This is a genomic window from Streptomyces sp. HUAS TT7 (assembly GCF_051550175.1).
Classification (GTDB): domain Bacteria; phylum Actinomycetota; class Actinomycetes; order Streptomycetales; family Streptomycetaceae; genus Streptomyces.
In genome coordinates, this window is the sequence record NZ_CP196175.1 from 1,049,762 (window position 1) to 1,069,987 (window position 20,226).

The window sequence follows — 20,226 nt, forward strand, 5'->3', positions numbered from 1 at the left end:
TTCACCCCGTCGGCGCGCTCGCCGTCTCCGGCGTGCGGATGTGCTGGGTGAGGAAGAGGGCCGCGCGGTCCAGCGCTTCGTCGGCCTCGTCGAGGACGCCGGCGAACGACTGGAACACGTGGGGCACGTCGGCGGTGATGTCGAGGACGACGTCCACTCCGGCGGCCCTCGCGCGCGCGGCCATGCGCGTGGAGTCCTCCAGGAGCACTTCGTTGGTGCCGGCCTGAAGGAGCATCGGCGGGAATCCGGTCAGGTCGGCGAGGACGGCCGGGCTGAGCATGGGCTGGTGAGGGTCCTGCCCCGCGAGGTACATGGCTCCGGTGCGGCCGAGGGATTCGCGTGTGAAGAACGGGTCGATGCCTGCTTTGGTGTCCATGCTCTCGCCGGTGCGGGTGGCGTCGAGTCCGGGGGAAAACGCGACGATCGCCGCAGGCAGGGGGAGGTTCGCGGCGCGGGCGGCGAGGCAGGTGGTGACGGTGAGCCCACCGCCCGCGGAGTCGCCGGCGAACACGATGCCGGAAGGGTCTTCGCCGCTGTCGAGCAGTGCGCGGTAGGCGCTCAGCGTGTCTTCGATCGCGGCCGGGAACGGGTGCTCCGGGGCGAGCCGGTAGTCCAACGAGTAGGCCCTGCGCCCTGTCTTGGCCACGAGGTTGCCCGTCAGGGACAGTGCGGTCTCGGGTGAGCCGAACACGAAGCCGCCGCCGTGGAAGTACAGGATCGTCCCTGCGCGGGCGCCGTCGACCGGATCGACAAGCAGTGCGGGGCGTGGGCCGAGTGTCGTGGGTGTGGTGCGGATTCCGTCCGGGACGATCATTTTGGCCATCATCGCCCTGAATCCGGCTCGGAGCGCCTCGACCGGCCGAGGGGCCTCGGGTCGGGGCTGCCGCAGCATGGCGTCAATCATCGTGCGCTGTTCCTTGCTCATTCCTGGCTCCCGTCGCAAGTAGCCGCTACGTAAGTATCTGCCGCTACACTATATGCTGTGGCATACAAATCGAGCACTGCTGATCTCCCGGGCTTCTTCTCCGACCTCGTCCGTTGCGAGACGCGGCTGTACAACGCCCTCAACGACCGTCTCCGCGAGCGGCACGGGATCGTCACGTCGCAGTTCGAGTTCCTGCGCCATCTCCGTGACCATCCCGGGTCCCGGGTGGCGGACCTCGCCGCCGAGTTCGCGGTCGGAATCGGGGCGACCAGCAAGGGCGTCGACCGCCTGGAGAAGCAGGGGTGGGTCGTCCGGCAGCGCAATCCATCGGATCGCCGGTCATCGCTCCTGGCGCTGACCGACGAGGGCTCGGAGCTGGTCGACGCGGCCGACCGCACCTTCACCGAGCGGCTGACCGAGCTGATCGGAGGCACGCTCGACGGATCCCGGATGTCGCCGCTCGCGCAGGCCCTCTCGGAGCTCCGCGCCGTACTGGAACGCGACCAGATCGGCATGCCCACAGGCTGACGGGCCTGCGCGGTCCAACTGCCCGCAGAGCGAGGAAAAGGGGGTGCGTACACGCTCCGCCTCCTGCCAGGCTGCCCCAGATGAACCGTGAACTCATCTCCCTGCATGCCCACGCGGACCATCCGATCGCGGCCCCGCTCGACGACGACTCAGTACGTCAACTGCTGGAGCACGGCATCCCGCGCGCCGACGCCCGCGTACTCGACCTCGGCTGCGGTGGCGGGGAGTGGCTCCTGCGCGCCCTGACCGCATACCCTCACCTGCGGGCCGAAGGCGTGGACATCTCCGAGGCCTCGCTGACCCGCGCCCATGAGGCCGCTCAGCTCGCCGGCGTCCAACAGCGCCTCTCCCTCCACCAGGAGGATGCCGCGGAGTTCGCCTCCCCGCACGCCTTCGACCTGGTGCTCAGCGTCGGGGCCACACACGCCTTCGGCGGCCTGCTTCCCACCCTCGCGGCGGCACGCAAGCACCTGGCTCCCGGCGGACGCGTCCTGGTCGGCGACGGATTCTGGACACGCGAACCCTCCCCCGAGGCCGCCGAAATGCTGGGCGACCTCGGCGACTTGGCGACCACCCTGGACCGCGTCGCCGCCAATGGCTGGACACCGGTCCACGGACACATCAGCACACAGCGGGAGCTCGACGCCTACGAATGGGCATGGACGGGATCCCTTGCCTCCTGGGCGCTGGACCACCCGGACGACCCGGACAGCCCCCAGGCCCTGGAGGCAGCCACCACCCATCGCGACGAATGGCTGAACGTGTACCGGGATGTCTTCGGTTTCGTGTGCCTGATCCTGCGCCCGACGTCCGGATGAGCCGGACCGTCCGCCCGGCCAACTCGGCGCTGCCCCGCACACATCGCGGACACCGCCCAGTCGATGAAGTGGGATCATCCACGTCGTGCACTCCTGGAATTCCCTGACCCTCGCGGAACAGACACTGCTGCGTCGAGCCATGTCCCAGGATCCCCTGGCCGGGGTGACCCAGACCTATGGCACGGCCCTGCGCTGGGCACATGCCGAAGAGGCCCCGCCGCCTCGTAGTTACTCCGAGGCCGAGCAGCGGGGGCTGGTCCCGCTGCTCGGTGCGGTGCTGCGGAGTCTCGTCGAACGTGACCTGGTCATCGTCCGGGAAGTGGAAGGCATGTCACCTTCCCCCTCTGACCCCGTCCTGACCGGCGATGCGCTGCACGCGGTCCTCAAGGACCCGGTCAACTGGCTCTGGTCACCCGCATCCGATCGCCGCTTCTCCCTTGCGACCCCGGACGCTGTCCGCCGCCATTGGGCCGACGATGCCTGCCCAGCGGTGGATACCGGTGGATTCCCCGCCTGGGACGGGTTGAGCAGAGCCCAACGCGAGGTTCTGGTCTGCGCCGCGGAGGCAAGCGGCATGCTGACGGGGCCGTTCGGGATCTGGGAGGACCTGCCGAGTGGGTCGACCACCAGCTCGCCCCGTTGATCCCCTTTGTTCGTGCCGGGTGGATCGAGGTTCGGCACTACCCCGGCGTGAACGACGACGCGTTCACGGTGATCCCTGCCGACGACCTCCATCGCGCCCTGTCCGACCCCGCCGTCCGGTACGAGGGCGAGGACTGGGGCGTCGGCGTCGGCTGTGTGTTCACCGACGCGGGTCTTGCCGTCTGGCGCGGCGGCTGGGGCCGCGCTTGGGGCAGGCGCCTCCGCGTCGACTGACCCTTCCGTAAAGCCCCTCCGCAGGGCCGGGAAGGGCCCCGACGCGACTGCGCCGAGCAGGCGTTCACCAGCAGGAGCGGAGCAGGGCGCGGCACCGGGTGTCCTCGCTGTCTCCTCGCCCGTCTCCTCGCTCCGACACGGGGCAACGCCCGTTGAGCTGCGGAGACATCAGGGCGTCGGCTCCGGGTGCCTGCGTGCTCCGCTGGGCGGGTCACTTCGGGGGCTGGGAGTTTCGGTCGGGCGGCGGCCGGTGATGCATGGCGTACCGGCGGGCGATGCAGGGCGGTCAGAGCAGCGTCGTACCCGCCGTATCGTCATTCGGAGGCTCCGTCGTGTCACTGCGCTACCGCCGCCTGCCGCTGCCCCGTCACGGCGGGCGCGCGGTCATCATCCTGCTCGCCGCCGCGTTGGCGCTGGCCGGCCCGGCCGGGGCCGCCCCGCATGGCGACGAAGACGGGGCGCTCCGGGCCCGCCTACGCGAACTGGTCGACCGTCCGGACGGCCCGCCCGGCGCCATCGCGGTGCTCCGGGACGGCGATCGGGTACGGGTGGTCCAGGCCGGGGTGGCCGAGCTCGGCACGCGGCGGCCGCCCAGCGCCACCGACCACATGCGTCTTGCCAGCGCCTCCAAGGCGTTCAGCGGTGCGGTCGCGCTCCGCCTGGTCGACCGCGGGCTGCTCAGCCTGGACGACACCCTCAACCGGCTGCCCTCGCTGCCGGCCGCCTGGGGTGCGGTGACACTGCGTCAGCTGCTCAACCACACGAGCGGGTTGCCGGACTACAGCGCGGCACCGGAGTTCGTCAAGCTGATCCAAGCCGACCCGCACCGGGTGTTCGACTCCCGGCATCTGCTCGACTTCGTTGCCGACCAAGACCTGGAGTTCGCCCCGGGCTCCCGCTACCGGTACTCCAACTCCGACAACGTCGCCGTCGCCCTGATGGCGGAGGCAGCGACCGGGCGCAGCTACGAGGACCTGCTGACCGCGGAGGTCTACCGGCCGCGCGGGCTCACCGAGACCAGCCTCCCGGTCGGCCACCGGCTGCCCGGGCCCTACCTGCACGGCTACGACGTCGAACCGGGCAGACCGACGGAGGACGTCTCCACCCTGTTCGGCGCCTCCGGTTCCTGGGCGTCGGGCGGCATGGTGTCCACCCCGGCGGACTTCGGCGTCTTCATGGCCGGGTACGCGGGCGGCACGCTGATCAGCGACGCGACCCGCAAGCAGCAACGAGCATTCGTCGACGGCGCCTCGGAACCGGCCGGCCCCGGCGCCAACCAGGCCGGGCTGGCGATCTTCAAGTACACCACCCGGTGCGGGGTGGTGTACGGGCACACCGGCAACACCGCGGGCTACACCCAGCTCGGCGTGGGCACCCCGGACAGCCGCCGCAGCCTCACCCTCTCCATCACCTCACAGGTGAACCAGAAGACCGCCCCGGCCCTGTTGGCACACCTGCGCGCCGTAGAGGAGGACTTCGTCTGCGCCCTGCTGACCCACTAGTGCTGCCGCTCCTCAAGGACGTACGCGTTGCGACGCCTGCGTGTACGGGTACGGACGGGAGGGGCCGGTCGGCTCCGGGCCAGGGACCGCGTCCTCCCCCACCCGGCCGGCTACGGTCCGGACAATGGCCCAGGCTGGCGGACACAGCCCTACAGTGAGCGCATGCCAGACGATCAGCAGCCCGTGGCCGTGGCGGCCGGCGTCGAGATCCCGGTCCCTGCCGATGGTGAGGTATGGACGGTGGGGGCAGTCGTCCTCCATCAGGACGGCAGAGCCTTCGCCCAGAAACGCAGCCCTGACCGGCGGCTCTTCCCTGACTGCTGGGACATCGTCGGCGGGCACGTCGAGCCCGGCGAATCACTCCTTGACACGCTCGCCCGCGAGGTCGAAGAGGAGACCGGCTGGTACCTGCGCCGCGTCCGGCGCCTGCTCGGGATCACCACCTGGACCGGCGACGACGGCGGCGGAACCCGGCACGAGGCCGACTACCTGGTCGAGGTCGAAGGCGACTTGGACAATCCGGCCCTGGAATGGTCCAAGCACACGGCCTACGACTGGTTCGGCCCCGCCGACCTGCACCGCCTCACGGAGAACCGGGCCCCTGGTGAATACCTGATCCGTGACCTCATTGCCGAGGCGCTACAAGATCGGACGGGCGCGGGCCAATCCTGAGCCGGGTCTGGTTGGTTGGCGCCCGCAGGCGCTGCCGCTGGCCTCGTGAAACAAAGCCCCCCTCCCCTTCCGGTCGCCCGACGCGCGCTGCGGAACCCGGCTTCAGCCGCTCGTTCCGTCGGCTTCCGGGTCCGGCTCTTGAGGGAAGCCGAGTCGGTCGAGGACCGAGTCGAGCAGCTCCTCCACGAAGGCCTCCCGCGAGCGCAGCACCTCCTCGATCGAGTCCACCTCCACGGCCCGTCCGAAGCCGGCCACCCCGTGCGAATCTCGCCGAGGTGAGCGCCGAGCTGCCCGGGACAGCCCGCTCCAGCCCCGGCGATGTTCCCCAAGTCGCCGTCCTCCCCCAGGAATTGCCTCCGGTTTACCCGCACTCCCTTCACAAGCCATGTGACATATGCAATTTTACAGACCGCGGAACCAAGCCGCGTTCATGCCAACTGTTCGGCTCGACCCGTGGGTCACCCGGGTCCGCTCCGTCACGCCCCGAGGTCAGGGGCGGCCGGGCGGGCCAGGCCCGCGGTACCCCCACCCGCCGCGCGCCGGAGCGCGGCCACACCGCTGGGAGGCGGCACGTGAACACCCGACCGGAAAGCCAGAGACGAAGTCTCACCGGTTTCCTGATACTCGCCCTCGCGCTCTGCCTCGGCATCGCCATGCTCGCCCAACCGGGCCGCGCCGCCGCCGCGGCCGCTCACCCAGAGGCGGCCGCGCCGTCCGCCGACAACAGCAGGAGCAGCCGGGCCACACCGCCGCCCGTCGGCTCGACGGCCGACATGTCCGACCGTTCCGACGCCCGCCGCAGCCCGATCGACGCTGCCCACCTGCCCCCGAACAGGCCGTTGACCTCACCGACCCCGCAGAAGCAGCAGGCGAAGGGCGACACGGCCAAGGGCGCGGCCGCGGCCTCCTGCACGCCGGGCGACTTCGGCAGCCGGACCGGATCCGACCTGGTCGCGTTCGTCCAGGCGTCGACCACCAACTGCGTCAACACCCTGTTCAGCCTCACCGGGACCAACGCCTACAACGCGTTCCGCGAGGCGCAGATGGTCACCATCGCGGGCGCCCTGCAGAACACCGCGCGCACCTACCCCGGTGACAACTCCACCAACGTGTGGCAGCTCGTGCTGTTCCTGCGCGCCGGTTACTACGTGCAGTCCAACAACGCCTCCGACGTGGGCCCCTACGGTCCGACCCTGGCCGCCGCCAGCGAGGCCGCCCTGGACACCTTCACCTCGTCATCGCACTTCATGGACGTCAGTGCGGCCAACGGCGACATCATGGGCGAGGTCCTGATCCTCACCGACAGCGCCAACGAGCAGGCGCGCTACCTGAGTACGTACAAGAAGGTGCTCAACGCCTACAACAGCTCGTACGACGCGTACTGGAGCATGCAGGCCGCGGTCAACGACGTGTTCACCCCGCTCTTCCGCGGCCACTGGAACCCCGCCTACATCTCGGCGGTGACCGCCGACCCGAGCATCATCGACACGCTGAGCACGTTCGCCCTGAACCACCTCTCCAAGCTCAACGACGTCTGGTTCTACCTGGATTCCAACGCGGGTACGGAGATGGCCCGCTTCCTCGACACCCCCGCGCTGCAGGCCAAGGTGCGTCCGCTGGTCAAGGGCCTCCTCGGCTCGTCCGCCATCACCGGCTCGACCGCGCCGCTGTGGGTCGGGGTCGCCGCGATGACCGACGCCTACGACAAGGCCCAGTGCTCGTACTACGGCACCTGCGACTTCACCGGCCAGCTCACCCGCGCCGCGCTGCCCATCACGTACAACTGCGACGCCGGCCACACCTTCCGTGCCCAGTCCCTGACCAGCGCTGCCCTCGCCGAGGCGTGCAAGAGCCTTCAGGGGCAGGACGCGTACTTCCACGGCATCGTCAAGGACAACGGCCCGGTGGCCGACGACCACAACAGCAACATCCAGATCGTGACGTTCGCCAGCCCGAAGGACTACCAGACGTACTCCGGCTGGATCTTCGGCAACAGCACCAACAACGGCGGCGAGTACCTGGAGGGCAACCCCTCCGACCCGAACAACCAGGCCCGCTTCCTCTCCTACGTGAAGAGCGTCAACGACGGCTTCCCCGGGGACATCTGGAACCTGAACCACGAGTACACGCACTACCTCGACGGCCGTTACGACATGGCCGGTGACTTCAACGCCGGGCAGGCCGTGCCGGACATCTGGTGGATCGAGGGCTTCGCCGAGTACGTCTCGTACAGCTACCGCGGCCTGCCCGACACCGAGGCGATCGCCGACGCCGCCCAGCACACCTACCCGCTGAGCACGCTGTGGCAGAGCACGTACGCCAACTCCGACCTGACCCGCACCTATCCGTGGGGCTACCTCGCCACCCGCTACATGATCGAGAAGCACCCGGCGGACGTCCAGAACATGCTGGCCAAGTTCCGCTCCGGCGACTACACCGGCGCGTACGCGGTGTACAACACCGGCATCGGCACCCGTTACGACGCCGACTTCAACACCTGGCTCGACGCCTGCGCCGCCGGTGCCTGCGGTGTCACGAGCGGCGGCCCCGCCGCGGCCTTCGACGCCACCGTCTCGGGCCTGACGGTGAAGCTGACCGACAAGTCGACCGACGCCGGCAGCACCATCACCGCCCGCGCCTGGAACTTCGGCGACGGTACGACCTCCACGGCCGCCAACCCGTCGAAGACCTACCAGGCCCCCGGCACGTACACGATCACCCTGAAGGTCACCGACGCGAAGGGCCTGACCAACACCACCACCAAGTCCGTCGCGGTGACCGGCGCCCTGCCCACCTGCACCAACCCCGACACCCGGGTCATGGACCGCAACTGCTCCCGCACCGGCCTCGCGGCCAACCAGGGCGACCTCGACTACCTGTACCTCTACCTCCCCGCCGGAACCGTCACCCTGCACATCACGACCACGGGCGGCACCGGCAACGCCGACCTCTACTACAACCCCAAGAACTGGGCGAGCCCGACGGCCTACACCGCCCGCTCGGTGACGTCCGGCAACACCGAAAGCATCACCGTCACCAACAGCACGGCCGGATACCGCTACATCAGCCTGTACGCGCAGACGGCGTTCAGCGGAGTGACGGTCACGACGGCCTACTGATCCCGGATACGGATCCCGCCCATTGACGGCGTTCGGTGCCGACTCGGAGATCCGGGTCGGCACCTCCGCGCGCCCTGTCCGCACATGAGTGCCGGGCAGGGCGCGATGCGTTGCCTTTTGCGCTCTGCCCGTTGCCGAGTCGGGCTCCTTGACGTTGCTCTGTTGTAGCCCTCATATTCAAGGAAGTCCTGACATGCCCCATGCTGCCCATATCGCCATGATCGGCACGCCTTTGGTCAGCCACGTGCTGCCCAGCCTGGAGATCATCCGTGAGCTGGTGGCCCGCGGCCATCGCGTGACGTACGCCAACGCCGACCACACCGCCGAGCTGATCGCCCAGACCGGCGCCGAGTTGGTCCCCCTGACCTCCACCCTGCCGCTCGCCCACCAGGACTGGCCGCAGGACCCCATCGCCGCCGCCTCCCTCTTCCTCGACGAGGCGATGGCCGTTCTGCCCCAGCTGCACGCGGCGTACGACGACGACCCGGCCGACCTGTACCTCTACGACATCGGTGCGTACGCGGGCCGCGCGCTGGCCGAGGCGCAGGGCCGCGCCGTCGTCCAGCTGTCACCGACGCACGTGGCCTGGGAGGGTGCCCGGGAGGAGATCGGCGCGGCGTTCGCCGAGCTGCCCGGAGGCCCCGCATACCGAGCGCGGTTCGCCGCCTGGCTGGAGCGGTGCGGCGCGGAGACCACGAATGTGGAGGAGTTCACCGGCCACCCGGAGCGAGTGCTGGCCATGATCCCGCGCGCCCTGCAGCCCTATGCGGACCGGGTCGACACCGAAGCGGTCACGTTCGTCGGCCCGTGCTTCGGCGCCGGCGAGGAGGAGGGCGGCTGGATGCGTCCGGCCGGCGCGCAGAAGGTGCTCCTGGTGTCACTGGTCGGCTCCGAGCACCCCCGGCCACAGGAGATCTACCAGCAGTGCATGGCGGCCTTCGCGGATCTTCCGGGCTGGCATGTGGTGCTCCAGACCGGCGGCGACAGCGATCCGTCCGAGCTGGCCGAACGGATTCCGTCCAACTTCGAAGTACGGCCGTGGACAAGCCCGTTGACGATCCTCGAGCACGCGGACGCGTGCGTGACGTACACCGGAATGGCCACCAGCAGCGAGTGCCTGTACGCCGGTGTGCCGGTGATCGCGGTACCGGAGGGCGCCCAACAGTGCCGCTACGCCGACCGGCTGGTCGAGCTCGGTGTTGCCCGCCAGGTCAACACCGCGGACCTCACAGCGGCAGCGCTGCGCACGGCCCTGATGGAACTCATCGGCGATCCGCGGATCGCCGCGCGCTCATCGTGGCTGTGGGCCGAGGTCCGCGCCGAGGGCGGCACCCGCCGCGCCGCGGACCTGATCGAGACGCAGCTGACAGAGGAGCGCGTGAGCTGACAACGCGGGGGGGGCGGCACCGGCACATCCACCATGCGGTTCGCCCTCCATCCGAGCCCTGCCCCGAGGGCCACGCAGGCAGACCGCGATTGACTTAGGTTAGGCTAAGCTAATCATCAACGGGTTGGCCCTGGGGACGCGCTCGCCCGTGACATCAGGGAGGGGAACACCACGGTCCTGCCGGCCATCGGTTCCCGCCCTGTGCCCGCCCGCTTCCACATGGCCGGCGCCCGCGTACCCGTTCGGCACCGCCCCGTGCCCGCACACCTCCCATGAACGCCAGAGAGAATGGAAGAACATGACCGTACGGGTCGCGGTGGCCGGCGCCAGCGGCTACGCGGGCGGGGAACTGCTCCGCCTGCTGGCTTCACACCCCGGCGTGGAGGTCGGCGCGGTGACCGCGCACACCAGCGCGGGCCGCCCGCTCGGGTCCGTACAACCGCAGTTGCCGCAGCTCGCCGACCGGCTCCTGCTCGACACCTCGGCTGACTCCCTGCGCGGCCACGACGTCGTGTTCCTGGCCCTCCCCCACGGCCAATCGGCCGCGCTGGCCGCCGCGTTGGACCCCGGCACGCTCATAGTGGACTGCGGCGCCGACTTCAGACTGCGCGATCCAGCCGCCTGGGAGCGGTTCTACGGTTCCCCCCACGCCGGCACCTGGCCGTACGGTCTGCCCGAACTTCCGGGCGCCCGGGACGAGTTGAAGGGTGCGACTCGGATCGCGGTGCCCGGCTGCTACCCCACCGCGGTCACCCTGGCGCTGTTCCCCGCCTACGTCGCCGGCCTCGTCGAGCCCGAGGCCGTCGTCGTCGCCGCCAGCGGAACCTCCGGCGCCGGGCGGTCGCTCGCACCGCACCTCCTCGGCTCCGAAGTGATGGGTTCCATGAGCCCGTACGGGGTCGGCGGCGGACACCGTCACACCCCGGAGCTCGTCCAGAACCTTTCCCTCACGGCCGGCGAGCACGTGACGGTGTCCTTCACTCCGACCCTGGCACCCATGCCCCGGGGCATCCTCGCCACCTGTTCGGCCCGGCTGCGCCCGGGGATCGCGGCGACGGGGCGGGACGACGAGGTGCGCGCCGCGTTCGAGGCCGCGTACGCCGACGAGCCGTTCGTACGGCTGTTGCCGCCCGGCCAGTGGCCGTCCACCGGCGCGGTGCTCGGCTCGAACACCGTCCAGGTACAGATCGCCGTGGACCCGGACGCCCGCAGGCTGATCTGTGTGAGCGCCATCGACAACCTGACGAAGGGCACCGCGGGTGGCGCGGTGCAGAGCATGAACATCGCCCTCGGCCTGCCGGAACGGCTGGGCCTGCCCACGAATGGAGTGGCTCCGTGAGTGTGACCGCCGCCCTTGGATTCCTCGCCGGCGGAATAAGCGCCGGCATCAAGGAGTCCGGTGACCCGGACCTCGCTCTGGTCGTGAACCGGGGGCCGTCGCGCGCCGCCGCCGGTGTCTTCACCTCGAATCGCGTACAGGCCGCGCCCGTACGCTGGTCCCGCCGCGTGCTCGCCGACGGGCGCGTCAGCGCCGTGGTGCTCAACTCCGGTGGCGCGAACGCCTGCACGGGGCCCGGCGGCGCCGACGACACCCGGCTGATGGCGGAACGGACGGCGCGGGCCGTGGACACCACACCCGACGAGGTCGCGGTGTGTTCCACGGGCCTGATAGGCGTCCGGCTGCCGATGGACCGGGTGACGGCCGGCATCACCGCCGTCGCGGACACCCGACGAGGTCGCGGTGTGTTCCACGGGCCTGATAGGCGTCCGGCTGCCGATGGACCGGGTGACGGCCGGCATCACCGCCGTCGCGGACGTCGTTTCGGCCGCGGGCGGTGAGGACGCGGCCGTCGCCATCAAGACGACGGACTCGGTCCACAAGACCGCGGTGGCCAGGCGCGACGGCTGGACAGTGGGCGGCATGGCGAAGGGCGCGGGCATGCTCGCCCCCGGCCTGGCCACCATGCTCGTGGTCCTGACCACGGACGCCGACGTCGGCGCCGAGGTGCTCGACCCGGCGCTGCGCGAAGCGGTGCGCACCACCTTCGACCGGGTGGACTCGGACGGCTGCATGTCCACCAACGACACCGTGCTGCTGCTCGCCTCGGGAGCCTCCGGTGTGACGCCCGGGGCCGCGGAGTTCACCGCGGCCGTGCATGCCGTGTGCCAGGACCTGGCCCGGCAGTTGATCGCGGACGCCGAGGGCGCGTCCAAGGAGATCGAGGTGTCGGTCGTCGGCGCGGACACGGAGGCGGACGCCGTCGAGGTGGGCCGCTCGGTGGCCCGCAACAACCTCCTCAAGTGCGCGCTGCACGGCGAAGACCCCAACTGGGGGCGGGTGTTGTCCGCCATCGGCACCACATCGGCCGTGTTCGACCCGGACCGTCTGGACGTGGCGATCAACGGTGTCTGGGTGTGCCGGGACGGCGCCGAGGGCGAGGCCCGCGACAAGGTCGACCTGTCGGAGCGGCGCATCGATGTCACCGTGGACCTGCGTTCCGGCGACTCCTCGGCCGTCGTCTGGACCAACGACCTGACGGCCGAGTACGTCCACGAGAACAGCGCGTACAGCTCGTGAGCGGGGCAGGAACGGCGGAGCCGAAGACGCCCGCCGCGATACCGGAGCCGCTGCCGGACGCACAGGATCTGCCGTGGCTTGAGGAACTCCAGGGCCGCACGGTCGTCGTCAAGTTCGGCGGCAACGCCATGGTCGACCCGTCGCTGCACCGGACGTTCGCCCAGGACGTGGTGGAGCTGTGGCACGCGGGTCTGCGGCCCGTCGTGGTGCACGGGGGCGGCCCGCAGATCAGCGCGATGCTCGACCGGCTGGGCCTGGAGGTGCGCTTCGAGGCCGGGCTGCGGGTGACCACGCCGGAGACGATGGACGTGGTGCGCATGGTGCTCACCGGCCGGGTCCAGCGGGAGCTGGTCGGGGCCATCAATGTGCACGGCCCGTTCGCCGTGGGCCTGTCGGGCGAGGACGCGCACACGATGACCGCCGTGCGGCGCACCGCCTCGGTGGACGGACGGCCGGTGGACATCGGTCTGGTCGGCGACGTCGTGGCGGTGGACTCCTCGGCGATCGGCGCGCTCCTGGAGCGCGGGCACATACCCGTGGTCTCGCCCGTCGCACGCGGCGAGGACGGTCAGGTCTACAACGTCAACGCCGATCTCGCGGCCTCGGCGCTGGCCGTCGCGCTCGGTGCGGACCGGCTGATGGTGATGACCGACGTCGAGGGGCTGTACGCGGACTGGCCGCAGAGCAACGACGTCATCGCCCGCCTGAACGCAGCCGAGCTGGACGCGCTGCTGCCGCGGCTGGCGAGCGGCATGCTCCCCAAGATGGAGGGCTGCCTGCGGGCGGTCCGGGCCGGTGTCGGCCGTGCGCAGGTCATCGACGGCCGCGCACCGCACGCGCTGCTGCGCGGCCTGTTCACCGAGGACGGACCCGGCACCACCGTGGTGCCGGACGAGGAAACCGGGTCCGAGGGGCCCGGCGGCAAGGAGGACGGCGCGTGACCGCCGCGAGCACCACCCCGCTGACCGACCGCTGGCGTGCGGTGATGATGGACAACTACGGCACGCCCGCGCTCGCCCTCGTCCGGGGCGAGGGCAGCACGGTGTGGGACGAACAGGGGCGCGCGTACACGGACTTCACCGGCGGGATCGCGGTCAACGCCCTGGGCCATGCCCACCCGGCCCTGCTGTCGGCCGTGCGGGACCAGGCCGCCAGGCTCGGGCACGTGTCGAACCTGTTCGTCTCGGAGCCGCCCGTCGCACTGGCCGAGCGGCTGCTCGACCTGGCGGGCAGGCCGGGCCGGGTGTTCTTCGCCAACTCGGGCGCCGAGGCCGTCGAAGCCGCCTTCAAGATCGCCCGACGGACCGGGCGTCCCCATCTCGTGGCCGCCGAGGGCGGATTCCACGGACGCACCATGGGGGCGCTCGCCCTCACCGGCCAGCCGTCCAAGCAGGCCCCCTTCGCTCCCCTGCCCGCGGAGGTCACACACGTTCCGTACGGCGACGCGGAAGCACTCCGCGCGGCCGTCACGGAGCACACCGCGGCGGTCGTCCTCGAACCGGTCCAGGGCGAAGCAGGGGTCGTGCCGGCCCCTGGGGGATATCTGCGGGCCGCCCGCGAGATCACCCGGGCCACGGGCAGCCTGCTCGTGCTTGACGAGGTGCAGACCGGGATCGGGCGTACCGGTCACTGGTTCGCGCACCAGGCCGAGCCCGGCGTGGAGCCGGACGTGATCACCCTCGCCAAGGGCCTGGGCGGCGGTCTGCCGATCGGTGCCACACTCGCCTTCGGCGGAGCCGCCGGTCTGCTGACGCCCGGTCAGCACGGGTCCACCTTCCCTATGTTGTCTGCAGGACCGGGCGAGCCCTTCGTATGGTTCTCCCACCCAGGGGCGTCGGGCGTGGCTTTCAACCTTCTGCCGCTAGTGGCAACCACCGATTGGCCACCCGACGCCCCACGACGACTCGGCTGCCAATTAGGAATTGCGAATGATCGCTCCGTAGGGAATCGACAGCGAGGTCGTCCGTCGGGAGGCACCAGCACCACACCGCACGGAGGCACCACATGGCCGCGATCTGGGCCGGCATCGACGCAGGCAAGACCCACCACCACTGCGTCGCGATCGACGAGAGCGGCCACCGGCTGCTGTCCCGGCGAGTCGCCAACGACGAGCCCGAACTGCTCGAACTCCTCACCGACGTCCTGGCCCTGGGCGACGAGGCGACCTGGGGAATCGACCTGGCCGACGGTGGAGCCGCCCTGGCCATCGCGATCCTCCTCAACCACGACCAGCCGGTCCACTACATCTCCGGACGCGCCATCCACCGCGCCTCCGAGGGCTACCGCGGCGAAGGAAAGACCGACGCCAAGGACGCCGCCGTCATCGCCGACCAGGTCCGCATCCGCCGCGACCTGCACCCCTTACACACCGGCGACGAGACGGTCACCGACCTCAAGATCCTCACCGGCCGGCGCATAGACCTCGTCGCCGACCGCACCCGCACCGTCAACCGGCTCCGGGCCCAGCTGACTGGGATCTTCCCCGGCCTGGAACGGGTCCTGGACCTCACCAACAAGGGTCCGCTGACCTTGCTGACCGGCTACCAGACCCCCGCGGCCATCCGCCGGCTCGGTGCCAAGCGCCTGGAAACGTGGCTGCGCAACCGCAAGGTTCTCCGAGCCGATCAGCTCGCCGAGACCGCGGTCGAAGCGGCCGAGCGCCAGCACACCAGCCTGCCCGGGGAGAAGCTGACCGCCCAGATGGTGCACACGCTCGCGAAGGAGGTGATGCTCCTCAACGAGCAGGTCGCCGAGTTCGACAAGCTCATCGAGGCCCGGTTTCGCGACCACCAGCACTTCGAGGTGATCACCAGCATGCCCGGTCTGGGCATCATCCTCGGTGCCGAGTTCCTGGCCGCTACCGGCGGCGACATGGCCGCCTTCGGGACCCCTGACCGCCTCGCCGCCTTCGGCGGCGTCGCCCCGGTCCCGCGCGACTCCGGAAAGATCAGCGGGAACCTGCGGCGCCCGCAGCGATACAACCGACGGCTCCAGCGCGTGCTCTACACCTCCGCGCTGTTCAGCATCCGACGGTCCGAGGAATCCCGCCGGTTCTACGACCGCAAACGCGCCGAGGGTAAGCGTCACACCCAGGCCGTCCTTGCCCTCGCTCGTCGCCGCGTCAACGTCCTCTGGGCCCTTCTCCGCGACGGACGGTGCTACGAGCTCACACCGCCGACCGCCTCTGCGGCTTGACAGACGGCATTAGGAATCGGTGGCAGTCCGGTCGCGTGCGCCGCCGGGCTCGCCGTTCTGGAGACCATCGAGAAGGAGGGGCTGCTCTCCCACGTCACGCGGGTGGGCGAGCAGCTTCGCGACGGCATCCGGCGGCTGGAGCACCCTCTGGTCCGCGAAGTGCGGGGCGCGGGGCTGCTCCTGGGCGTGGTGCTGGCGCAGCCGGTCGCCGCGCGGGTCCAGCAGGCGGCGCAGGACGCGGGTTTCCTCGTGAACGCGACGGGGCCCGGAGTCGTACGGCTGGCTCCGGCCCTCACGCTGCCCGAGGAGCGGGCCGATGCGTTCGTGACGGCGCTGCCCTCGATCCTCGACGCCTCGTACGGCACCGGTGGAGCGTCCTGAACTGCCTTGCAGATCCTGCCGGTTGATGGCAGAAGGGCGGGCCCGCCACTGGGCCCGCCCTTTCGGTATCCACCGAGTGCGTTTACGGAATGCGTCTAGAGAGTGCGGGCCAGGACGCGTGCGTTGCGGCCGGGGTCCAGGGTCCGGGCCCAGGCGGCCGGGGCCAGGTCCGGGCGGGACGGGACGAAGCCGTGGCCGAGGAAGAGCCGGCCGCTCCCGGTCGTCGCGGTGAACAGCATGGTCAGGGCGCTGGCGCGGGCCCGGGAGAACGCCGCCTGCAACAGGTAACCCCCCATCCCCGAGCCCTGCCGGTGCGCGGCCACGCAGAAGTTGTACAGGATGCCGTCCGCGGCGTGTTCGCTCAGCCCGAGACCGCCTTCGAGGGTGCCGTCGGGGGCTTGGGCGACGAGGAAGTCGGATGCCCGCGCAACGTAGAGGGAGAGCGGGCGTTCGCGGAGGGCGCCCGCGCGGACGAACGGCCGGGAGAGGGCGGCCAGCGCGGGAGCGTCGCCCTCGTTCGCCCGGCGGACCTGGAATTCGGCGCCATCTCGCCATCGGGCGGTGGGGGTTCGAAGGGGGGACGCGGCGAGGGCGGCGGGGGGCAGCGTGGCCGTGGTCAAGGCATTCCTTCCTCGGGTCGCACCGTTCGTGGGCGCGGGGCTGCCGGACAAAAACCCGGTGAGGGCAGAGCGTCGGGCAACCCCAACGGAACGGTCGAACTAAGGCTAGCCTTACCTAATTGAATCGGCCAAGTCGGCCACGTTGTCGGGGCCTGCTAGCCGCAGGGGCGGCCCGGGTAGGCGTCGGTCTCCGGGGCGCCCGCCTCGCGCATCCGGCGTATCACTTCCCCGAGGACTACGTCGTCCACATCGCACGGGATGTTCAACTCCCGGTCGAAGACGAGGGATTCGCCCGTGCTCACCTGCCAGATCACCCAGCGCCACTCGACGGCGGGGCCCTCCCACAGCGGGGAGAGCCGTTCCAGGGTGTCCATGCGAGTGTTCACAGCTTTCCTGCTTTCGTTGCTTCTTTTCCGTCGACGAATGTCGCCACGACCTCGATGCCGCCGATCCGCGAGTGATCGACGCGTAGCGGGTCGTCTCCCAGGACGACCAGGTCGGCACGCTTGCCGGGGGAGAGACTGCCTGCCGAGTCGTCCCAGCGGCATGCGTAGGCGCCCGAGACCGTGTAGGCGCGGAGCGCCTCCTCGACCGTGACCGCCTCCTGCGGTCCGACCCGGCGGCCGGAGGCGGAGGCCCGCTCCACCATGAACTGGACGGCACGCAGCGGCGCCCCGTCCGTGACGGGCCGGTCCGAGCTGCCCACGAGCGTCACGCCGTGGTCCAGGAATCCCCGTCCGCGGTACATCCAGGGCGCCCGTTCCGGGCCCATCACATCCGCGTAGTCGTCCCCGAAGGAGTACAGGAACGCCGGCTGGACGACCGCGCCGACACGGAGGGACGCGAAGCGCGGCAGCTGGTCGGGGCGGATCAGCCCGGCATGCTCGATCCGGTGGCGCGCGTCCGGCCGGGGCAGCAGGTGCTGCGCCCGCTCCAGCGCGTCGAGCGCGAGGTCCGCGGCCCGGTCTCCGATGGCGTGGACGGCGAGCTGCCAGCCGGCGAGATGGCCGTTCACGATGAGCCGGGTCAGGACTTCGGGGTCGTCCTGCAGCTGACCGGTGTGGCCCATGCCCGCGTACGGGGCGGTGAGCGCGGCGGTGCGGGCCATCATGCCGCCGTCGGTGTAGATCTTGAGCGCGCCCAGCGACAGCCAGTCGTCGCCGAACCCGGTGCGCATGCCCAGGTCCAGGGCGTGCGTAAAGCCGTCGGCCCGGTGTGCGTCGCGGGGGCGCAGCGTGTCGCCGGCCGCCATCAGCTGGACCCGCAGGGGCAACCGCCCTTGGTCGCGCAGTAATTGGTAGGCGCCGAGTTCCACCGGGCTGTGGCCGAGCAGGCCGCCCCCGATGCCCGCCTCAGCGACGGCGGTCACGCCTTCGGCGAGACAGGTCCGGGCCGCCCGTTCCACGGCGTCCGCGATGTCGGCCTGGGCGTAGGGCAGCCTCAGGCGCCGCGCCGCGGTCATGGCGCTCTCGGCCAGGAAGCCGTCCTGGTGCGGGACTTCGGCGGGGAGCAGGTCCAGGACCGCGCTGTTGACCACGCAGCCGTGGCCCGAGTCGTGCATCAGGAACACCTTGCGCCCGTGGCTGACCGCGTCGAGTTCGGCGGCGGTCAGGTGGCGGCCAAGGGCCCGCTGGTCATAGCCCATCACGTCCACCCAGTCGCCGGGCGCGCCGGTGCGCGAGGCCGCCTCCGCGACAGCCGCGAGCACCGCCTCCACGCGCTCGCAGGGAGCGACACTCGGGGCGCTCTGCTTCAACCCGGCCCAGGCCAGGTGGACATGGCTGTCGATGAACCCGGGCAGCACGGTGGCGCCCTGCAGGTCGATGACCTCGCGGGCGGGGAGCGAGGTCACCGCCTCGTCCAGGCCCACGATCCGGCCCCGCCAGATCCCCAGGTCCCGGGCGACCGGCCGGTCCGGGTCCATGGTGACGATGTTCGCGTTCGTCAACCTTGAGCACAGCATGGGAAGTCCGTCCGTCACAAGGCGTCTCGGCCGGTACCGGGGCCGGAGGCGCGGGCGTACGGGCGCGGCGCCGCCGGGCCCTCCCGGTCAGGCGTCGACGGCCGCCACGAGGGAGCGGGGGCGCAGGTCGGTCCAGTGGGACTCGATGTACTCCATGCACGCGTCGCGGGTGGACTCCTCGAACGCGACCGTCCAGCCCCCGGGCACCTCCACGAACGACGGCCAGAGCGAGTGCTGGCCTTCGTCGTTCACGAGGACCAGGAAACGGCCGTCGGCGTCGTCGAACGGGTTGGTGCTCATGTGTGGGTTCCTCCTGGAGCCCGATGGGACCGGCATGCCCGGTCCGGCGCGCAGGCGCGTTCCCGGGCGGCAAGGGCCGCGTCCGTGGGGGTGGTTGATCTGGATGAGGTCGGCCGCGAGGCGAGTCATGCTTAGGTTAGGCTCACCTAATCACAAAGCTTAACGTTTCCACCTCTTCCTCACAAGGAGGCACCGATGCCTGGACCCGGACAGCCACAGGAGCGGCTGGGTACGGCCGAAGTCGCTTCCGGTTGCCCAGCCGGCCCGGAGAGTCCGTTCGCCCGGTTCGGCCTGCCCGGCGTGCCCGGCACCGATGAGTTCTGGGCGGCGACTCCCGCGTACGTGCCGTCCGGCGACGGCGGTTGGGTCGCCCTGTTCCTGTGGCGCGGCGCCCGGGCGGTCATCGAGTTCGAAAGCTGGTCGGATCCGGTGCCGCTGGTGCGGTGGCGCGACACGGACTGCTGGTACGCCGAGGTGCGCATGCCCGCACGGCTCCGGGTGACCTATCAGTTCAGCACGGCTGACGGGTCGTACGCCGATCCGTACAACCTTGTCGGGGCCGGCGGTGAGCGGTCCGTCACCGCCACTCCGGACGCTCCGCCCCAGCCGCACTGGCCGGCCGTCGGAGCGGCCGATGTGCTGCCGCTCCCCCGCACCCGTGTGCGCTGGGCCAGTGAGCGCCTCGGCGGGCGGCGCCCCGTACGGATCCATCCGGTGGGCGGCGGCGGACCGGTGGTCCTGCTGCTCGACGGGGACGACTGGCTCCATCTGCACCCGGCGATGGCCGCGTTCGACGCCGCCTGCGCCGCGGGTGACATGCCACCGGTGACGCTGGTCTTCGTGCCGGCCAAGGACCGGCTCGCCGAGTTCGGGTGCCGGCCGGAGCTGTGGGAGGCGATACGGGACGAACTGCTTCCGCTCGTGGCCGACAGCGGGGTGCCCGCGGACCTGGACCGCCTGGTGGTCGCGGGACAGAGCCTGGGCGGACTGAGTGCGATGTACGCGGCGCTGGAGTTCCCGGACGTGGTGTTCCGCGTCGCCTGCCAGTCGGGGTCGTTCTGGTGGACGCCGGAGGCGGCCGCGCTGCCGGACCCCCTGGGCGGTCCGGTCGGCGGCGCCGTCGCCGGGCGCCTGCGCGAGCACCCCGCCCTGTCCGGACTGCGGATCGCCTTCGACCTGGGCGAGCACGAGACGCGCATGCGTCCCCACTGCGAACTGGTCGAGGCTCTCACCGAGAAGGCCGGCGCGACCGTCCGGACGTCGCGGTCGGCGTCGGGCCACGACCGGGCGGGCTGGCGCCAGGCCCTGCTCCGGGACGTCGCCTGGGCACTGGCCTGACACACGCGAACGGCCTGGGGGCCC

At 70.9% G+C, this 20,226-nt stretch carries 18 protein-coding genes and 3 pseudogenes; 15 read left to right on the forward strand and 6 right to left on the reverse strand.

Features of this window, described 5'->3' with window-relative positions; all coding sequences use genetic code 11:
* Nucleotide 1 precedes the first annotated feature (1 nt).
* On the reverse strand, nt 2–925 hold the full coding sequence (locus tag ACSHXC_RS04900) for an alpha/beta hydrolase (protein ID WP_438290359.1): 924 nt from the start codon (nt 923–925) through the stop codon (nt 2–4).
* 57 nt (nt 926–982) lie between these two features.
* Between ACSHXC_RS04900 and ACSHXC_RS04905 the strand changes: the two genes are divergently transcribed.
* The 6 genes from ACSHXC_RS04905 to ACSHXC_RS04930 all read left to right on the forward strand — a co-directional run bounded on the left by ACSHXC_RS04905 (nt 983) and on the right by ACSHXC_RS04930 (nt 5,321).
* A complete protein-coding gene (locus ACSHXC_RS04905) occupies nt 983–1,453 on the forward strand; it encodes a MarR family winged helix-turn-helix transcriptional regulator (protein WP_438290360.1) in 471 nt (156 codons plus the stop codon).
* Between the two features lie 80 nt (nt 1,454–1,533).
* Nucleotides 1,534–2,271, forward strand: coding sequence for an SAM-dependent methyltransferase (locus tag ACSHXC_RS04910; protein ID WP_438290361.1), 738 nt, complete (start codon nt 1,534–1,536; stop codon nt 2,269–2,271).
* Between the two features lie 139 nt (nt 2,272–2,410).
* Nucleotides 2,411–2,914 (forward strand): hypothetical protein, encoded by a 504-nt coding sequence (locus ACSHXC_RS04915; RefSeq protein ID WP_438290362.1) that lies wholly within the window; start codon nt 2,411–2,413, stop codon nt 2,912–2,914.
* A 47-nt stretch (nt 2,915–2,961) separates the two neighbouring features.
* Nucleotides 2,962–3,147, forward strand: a complete 186-nt coding sequence (locus ACSHXC_RS04920) for a hypothetical protein (protein ID WP_438290363.1) — start codon at nt 2,962–2,964, stop codon at nt 3,145–3,147.
* Between the two features lie 332 nt (nt 3,148–3,479).
* Entirely contained in the window at nt 3,480–4,649 is a 1,170-nt protein-coding gene (locus ACSHXC_RS04925; protein WP_438290364.1) for a serine hydrolase domain-containing protein, read from the forward strand.
* 162 nt (nt 4,650–4,811) lie between these two features.
* The gene (locus ACSHXC_RS04930; protein ID WP_438290365.1) at nt 4,812–5,321 is read left to right on the forward strand and encodes an NUDIX hydrolase; all 510 of its coding nucleotides are present in this window, start codon (nt 4,812–4,814) and stop codon (nt 5,319–5,321) included.
* A 102-nt stretch (nt 5,322–5,423) separates the two neighbouring features.
* Here the strand turns inward: ACSHXC_RS04930 and ACSHXC_RS04935 are convergent, their stop codons facing one another.
* The gene (locus ACSHXC_RS04935; RefSeq protein ID WP_438290366.1) at nt 5,424–5,576 is read right to left on the reverse strand and encodes a hypothetical protein; all 153 of its coding nucleotides are present in this window, start codon (nt 5,574–5,576) and stop codon (nt 5,424–5,426) included.
* Nucleotides 5,577–5,893: 317 nt separating this feature from the next.
* Here ACSHXC_RS04935 and ACSHXC_RS04940 point away from each other — a divergent pair, with 317 nt between their 5' ends.
* The 8 genes and pseudogenes from ACSHXC_RS04940 to ACSHXC_RS04975 all read left to right on the forward strand — a co-directional run.
* Nucleotides 5,894–8,440: a collagenase gene (locus tag ACSHXC_RS04940; RefSeq protein WP_438290367.1), complete on the forward strand. Its 2,547-nt coding sequence runs from the start codon at nt 5,894–5,896 to the stop codon at nt 8,438–8,440.
* A gap of 193 nt (nt 8,441–8,633) precedes the next feature.
* Complete coding sequence (locus tag ACSHXC_RS04945; RefSeq protein ID WP_438290368.1) at nt 8,634–9,827, forward strand: macrolide family glycosyltransferase; 1,194 nt, start codon at nt 8,634–8,636, stop codon at nt 9,825–9,827.
* A gap of 298 nt (nt 9,828–10,125) precedes the next feature.
* Nucleotides 10,126–11,166 (forward strand): N-acetyl-gamma-glutamyl-phosphate reductase, encoded by a 1,041-nt coding sequence (gene argC / locus ACSHXC_RS04950; protein WP_438290369.1) that lies wholly within the window; start codon nt 10,126–10,128, stop codon nt 11,164–11,166.
* Nucleotides 11,163–12,405: pseudogene (locus ACSHXC_RS04955) on the forward strand (bifunctional glutamate N-acetyltransferase/amino-acid acetyltransferase). The gene argC and the pseudogene ACSHXC_RS04955 overlap by 4 nt, the downstream one beginning before the upstream one ends.
* Before the next feature lie 128 nt (nt 12,406–12,533).
* Nucleotides 12,534–13,346 carry an acetylglutamate kinase gene (argB, locus tag ACSHXC_RS04960; protein ID WP_438296435.1) on the forward strand — a complete coding sequence of 271 codons (813 nt, stop codon included), beginning with the start codon at nt 12,534–12,536 and terminating at the stop codon, nt 13,344–13,346.
* Nucleotides 13,347–13,390: 44 nt separating this feature from the next.
* Nucleotides 13,391–14,182: pseudogene (locus tag ACSHXC_RS04965) on the forward strand (aminotransferase class III-fold pyridoxal phosphate-dependent enzyme); the annotation flags it as partial.
* Nucleotides 14,183–14,409: 227 nt separating this feature from the next.
* Nucleotides 14,410–15,600, forward strand: a complete 1,191-nt coding sequence (locus ACSHXC_RS04970) for an IS110 family transposase (protein ID WP_438290370.1) — start codon at nt 14,410–14,412, stop codon at nt 15,598–15,600.
* Nucleotides 15,601–15,618: 18 nt separating this feature from the next.
* A pseudogene (locus ACSHXC_RS04975) lies at nt 15,619–15,981 on the forward strand (aminotransferase class III-fold pyridoxal phosphate-dependent enzyme); the annotation flags it as partial.
* A 95-nt stretch (nt 15,982–16,076) separates the two neighbouring features.
* Here the strand turns inward: ACSHXC_RS04975 and ACSHXC_RS04980 are convergent.
* From ACSHXC_RS04980 to ACSHXC_RS04995, 4 genes are all read right to left on the reverse strand, one after another.
* A complete protein-coding gene (locus ACSHXC_RS04980) occupies nt 16,077–16,601 on the reverse strand; it encodes a GNAT family N-acetyltransferase (RefSeq protein ID WP_438290371.1) in 525 nt (174 codons plus the stop codon).
* Nucleotides 16,602–16,756: 155 nt separating this feature from the next.
* A complete protein-coding gene (locus ACSHXC_RS04985; protein WP_438290372.1) occupies nt 16,757–16,987 on the reverse strand; it encodes a hypothetical protein in 231 nt (76 codons plus the stop codon).
* The gene (locus ACSHXC_RS04990) at nt 16,984–18,564 is read right to left on the reverse strand and encodes an amidohydrolase (RefSeq protein ID WP_438290373.1); all 1,581 of its coding nucleotides are present in this window, start codon (nt 18,562–18,564) and stop codon (nt 16,984–16,986) included. The genes ACSHXC_RS04985 and ACSHXC_RS04990 overlap by 4 nt, the downstream gene beginning before the upstream one ends.
* Nucleotides 18,565–18,651: 87 nt before the next feature.
* Entirely contained in the window at nt 18,652–18,864 is a 213-nt protein-coding gene (locus tag ACSHXC_RS04995; protein WP_438290374.1) for an MbtH family protein, read from the reverse strand.
* A 195-nt stretch (nt 18,865–19,059) separates the two neighbouring features.
* Here ACSHXC_RS04995 and ACSHXC_RS05000 point away from each other — a divergent pair, with 195 nt between their 5' ends.
* Nucleotides 19,060–20,202: an alpha/beta hydrolase-fold protein gene (locus ACSHXC_RS05000; RefSeq protein ID WP_438290375.1), complete on the forward strand. Its 1,143-nt coding sequence runs from the start codon at nt 19,060–19,062 to the stop codon at nt 20,200–20,202.
* Nucleotides 20,203–20,226 lie beyond the last annotated feature (24 nt).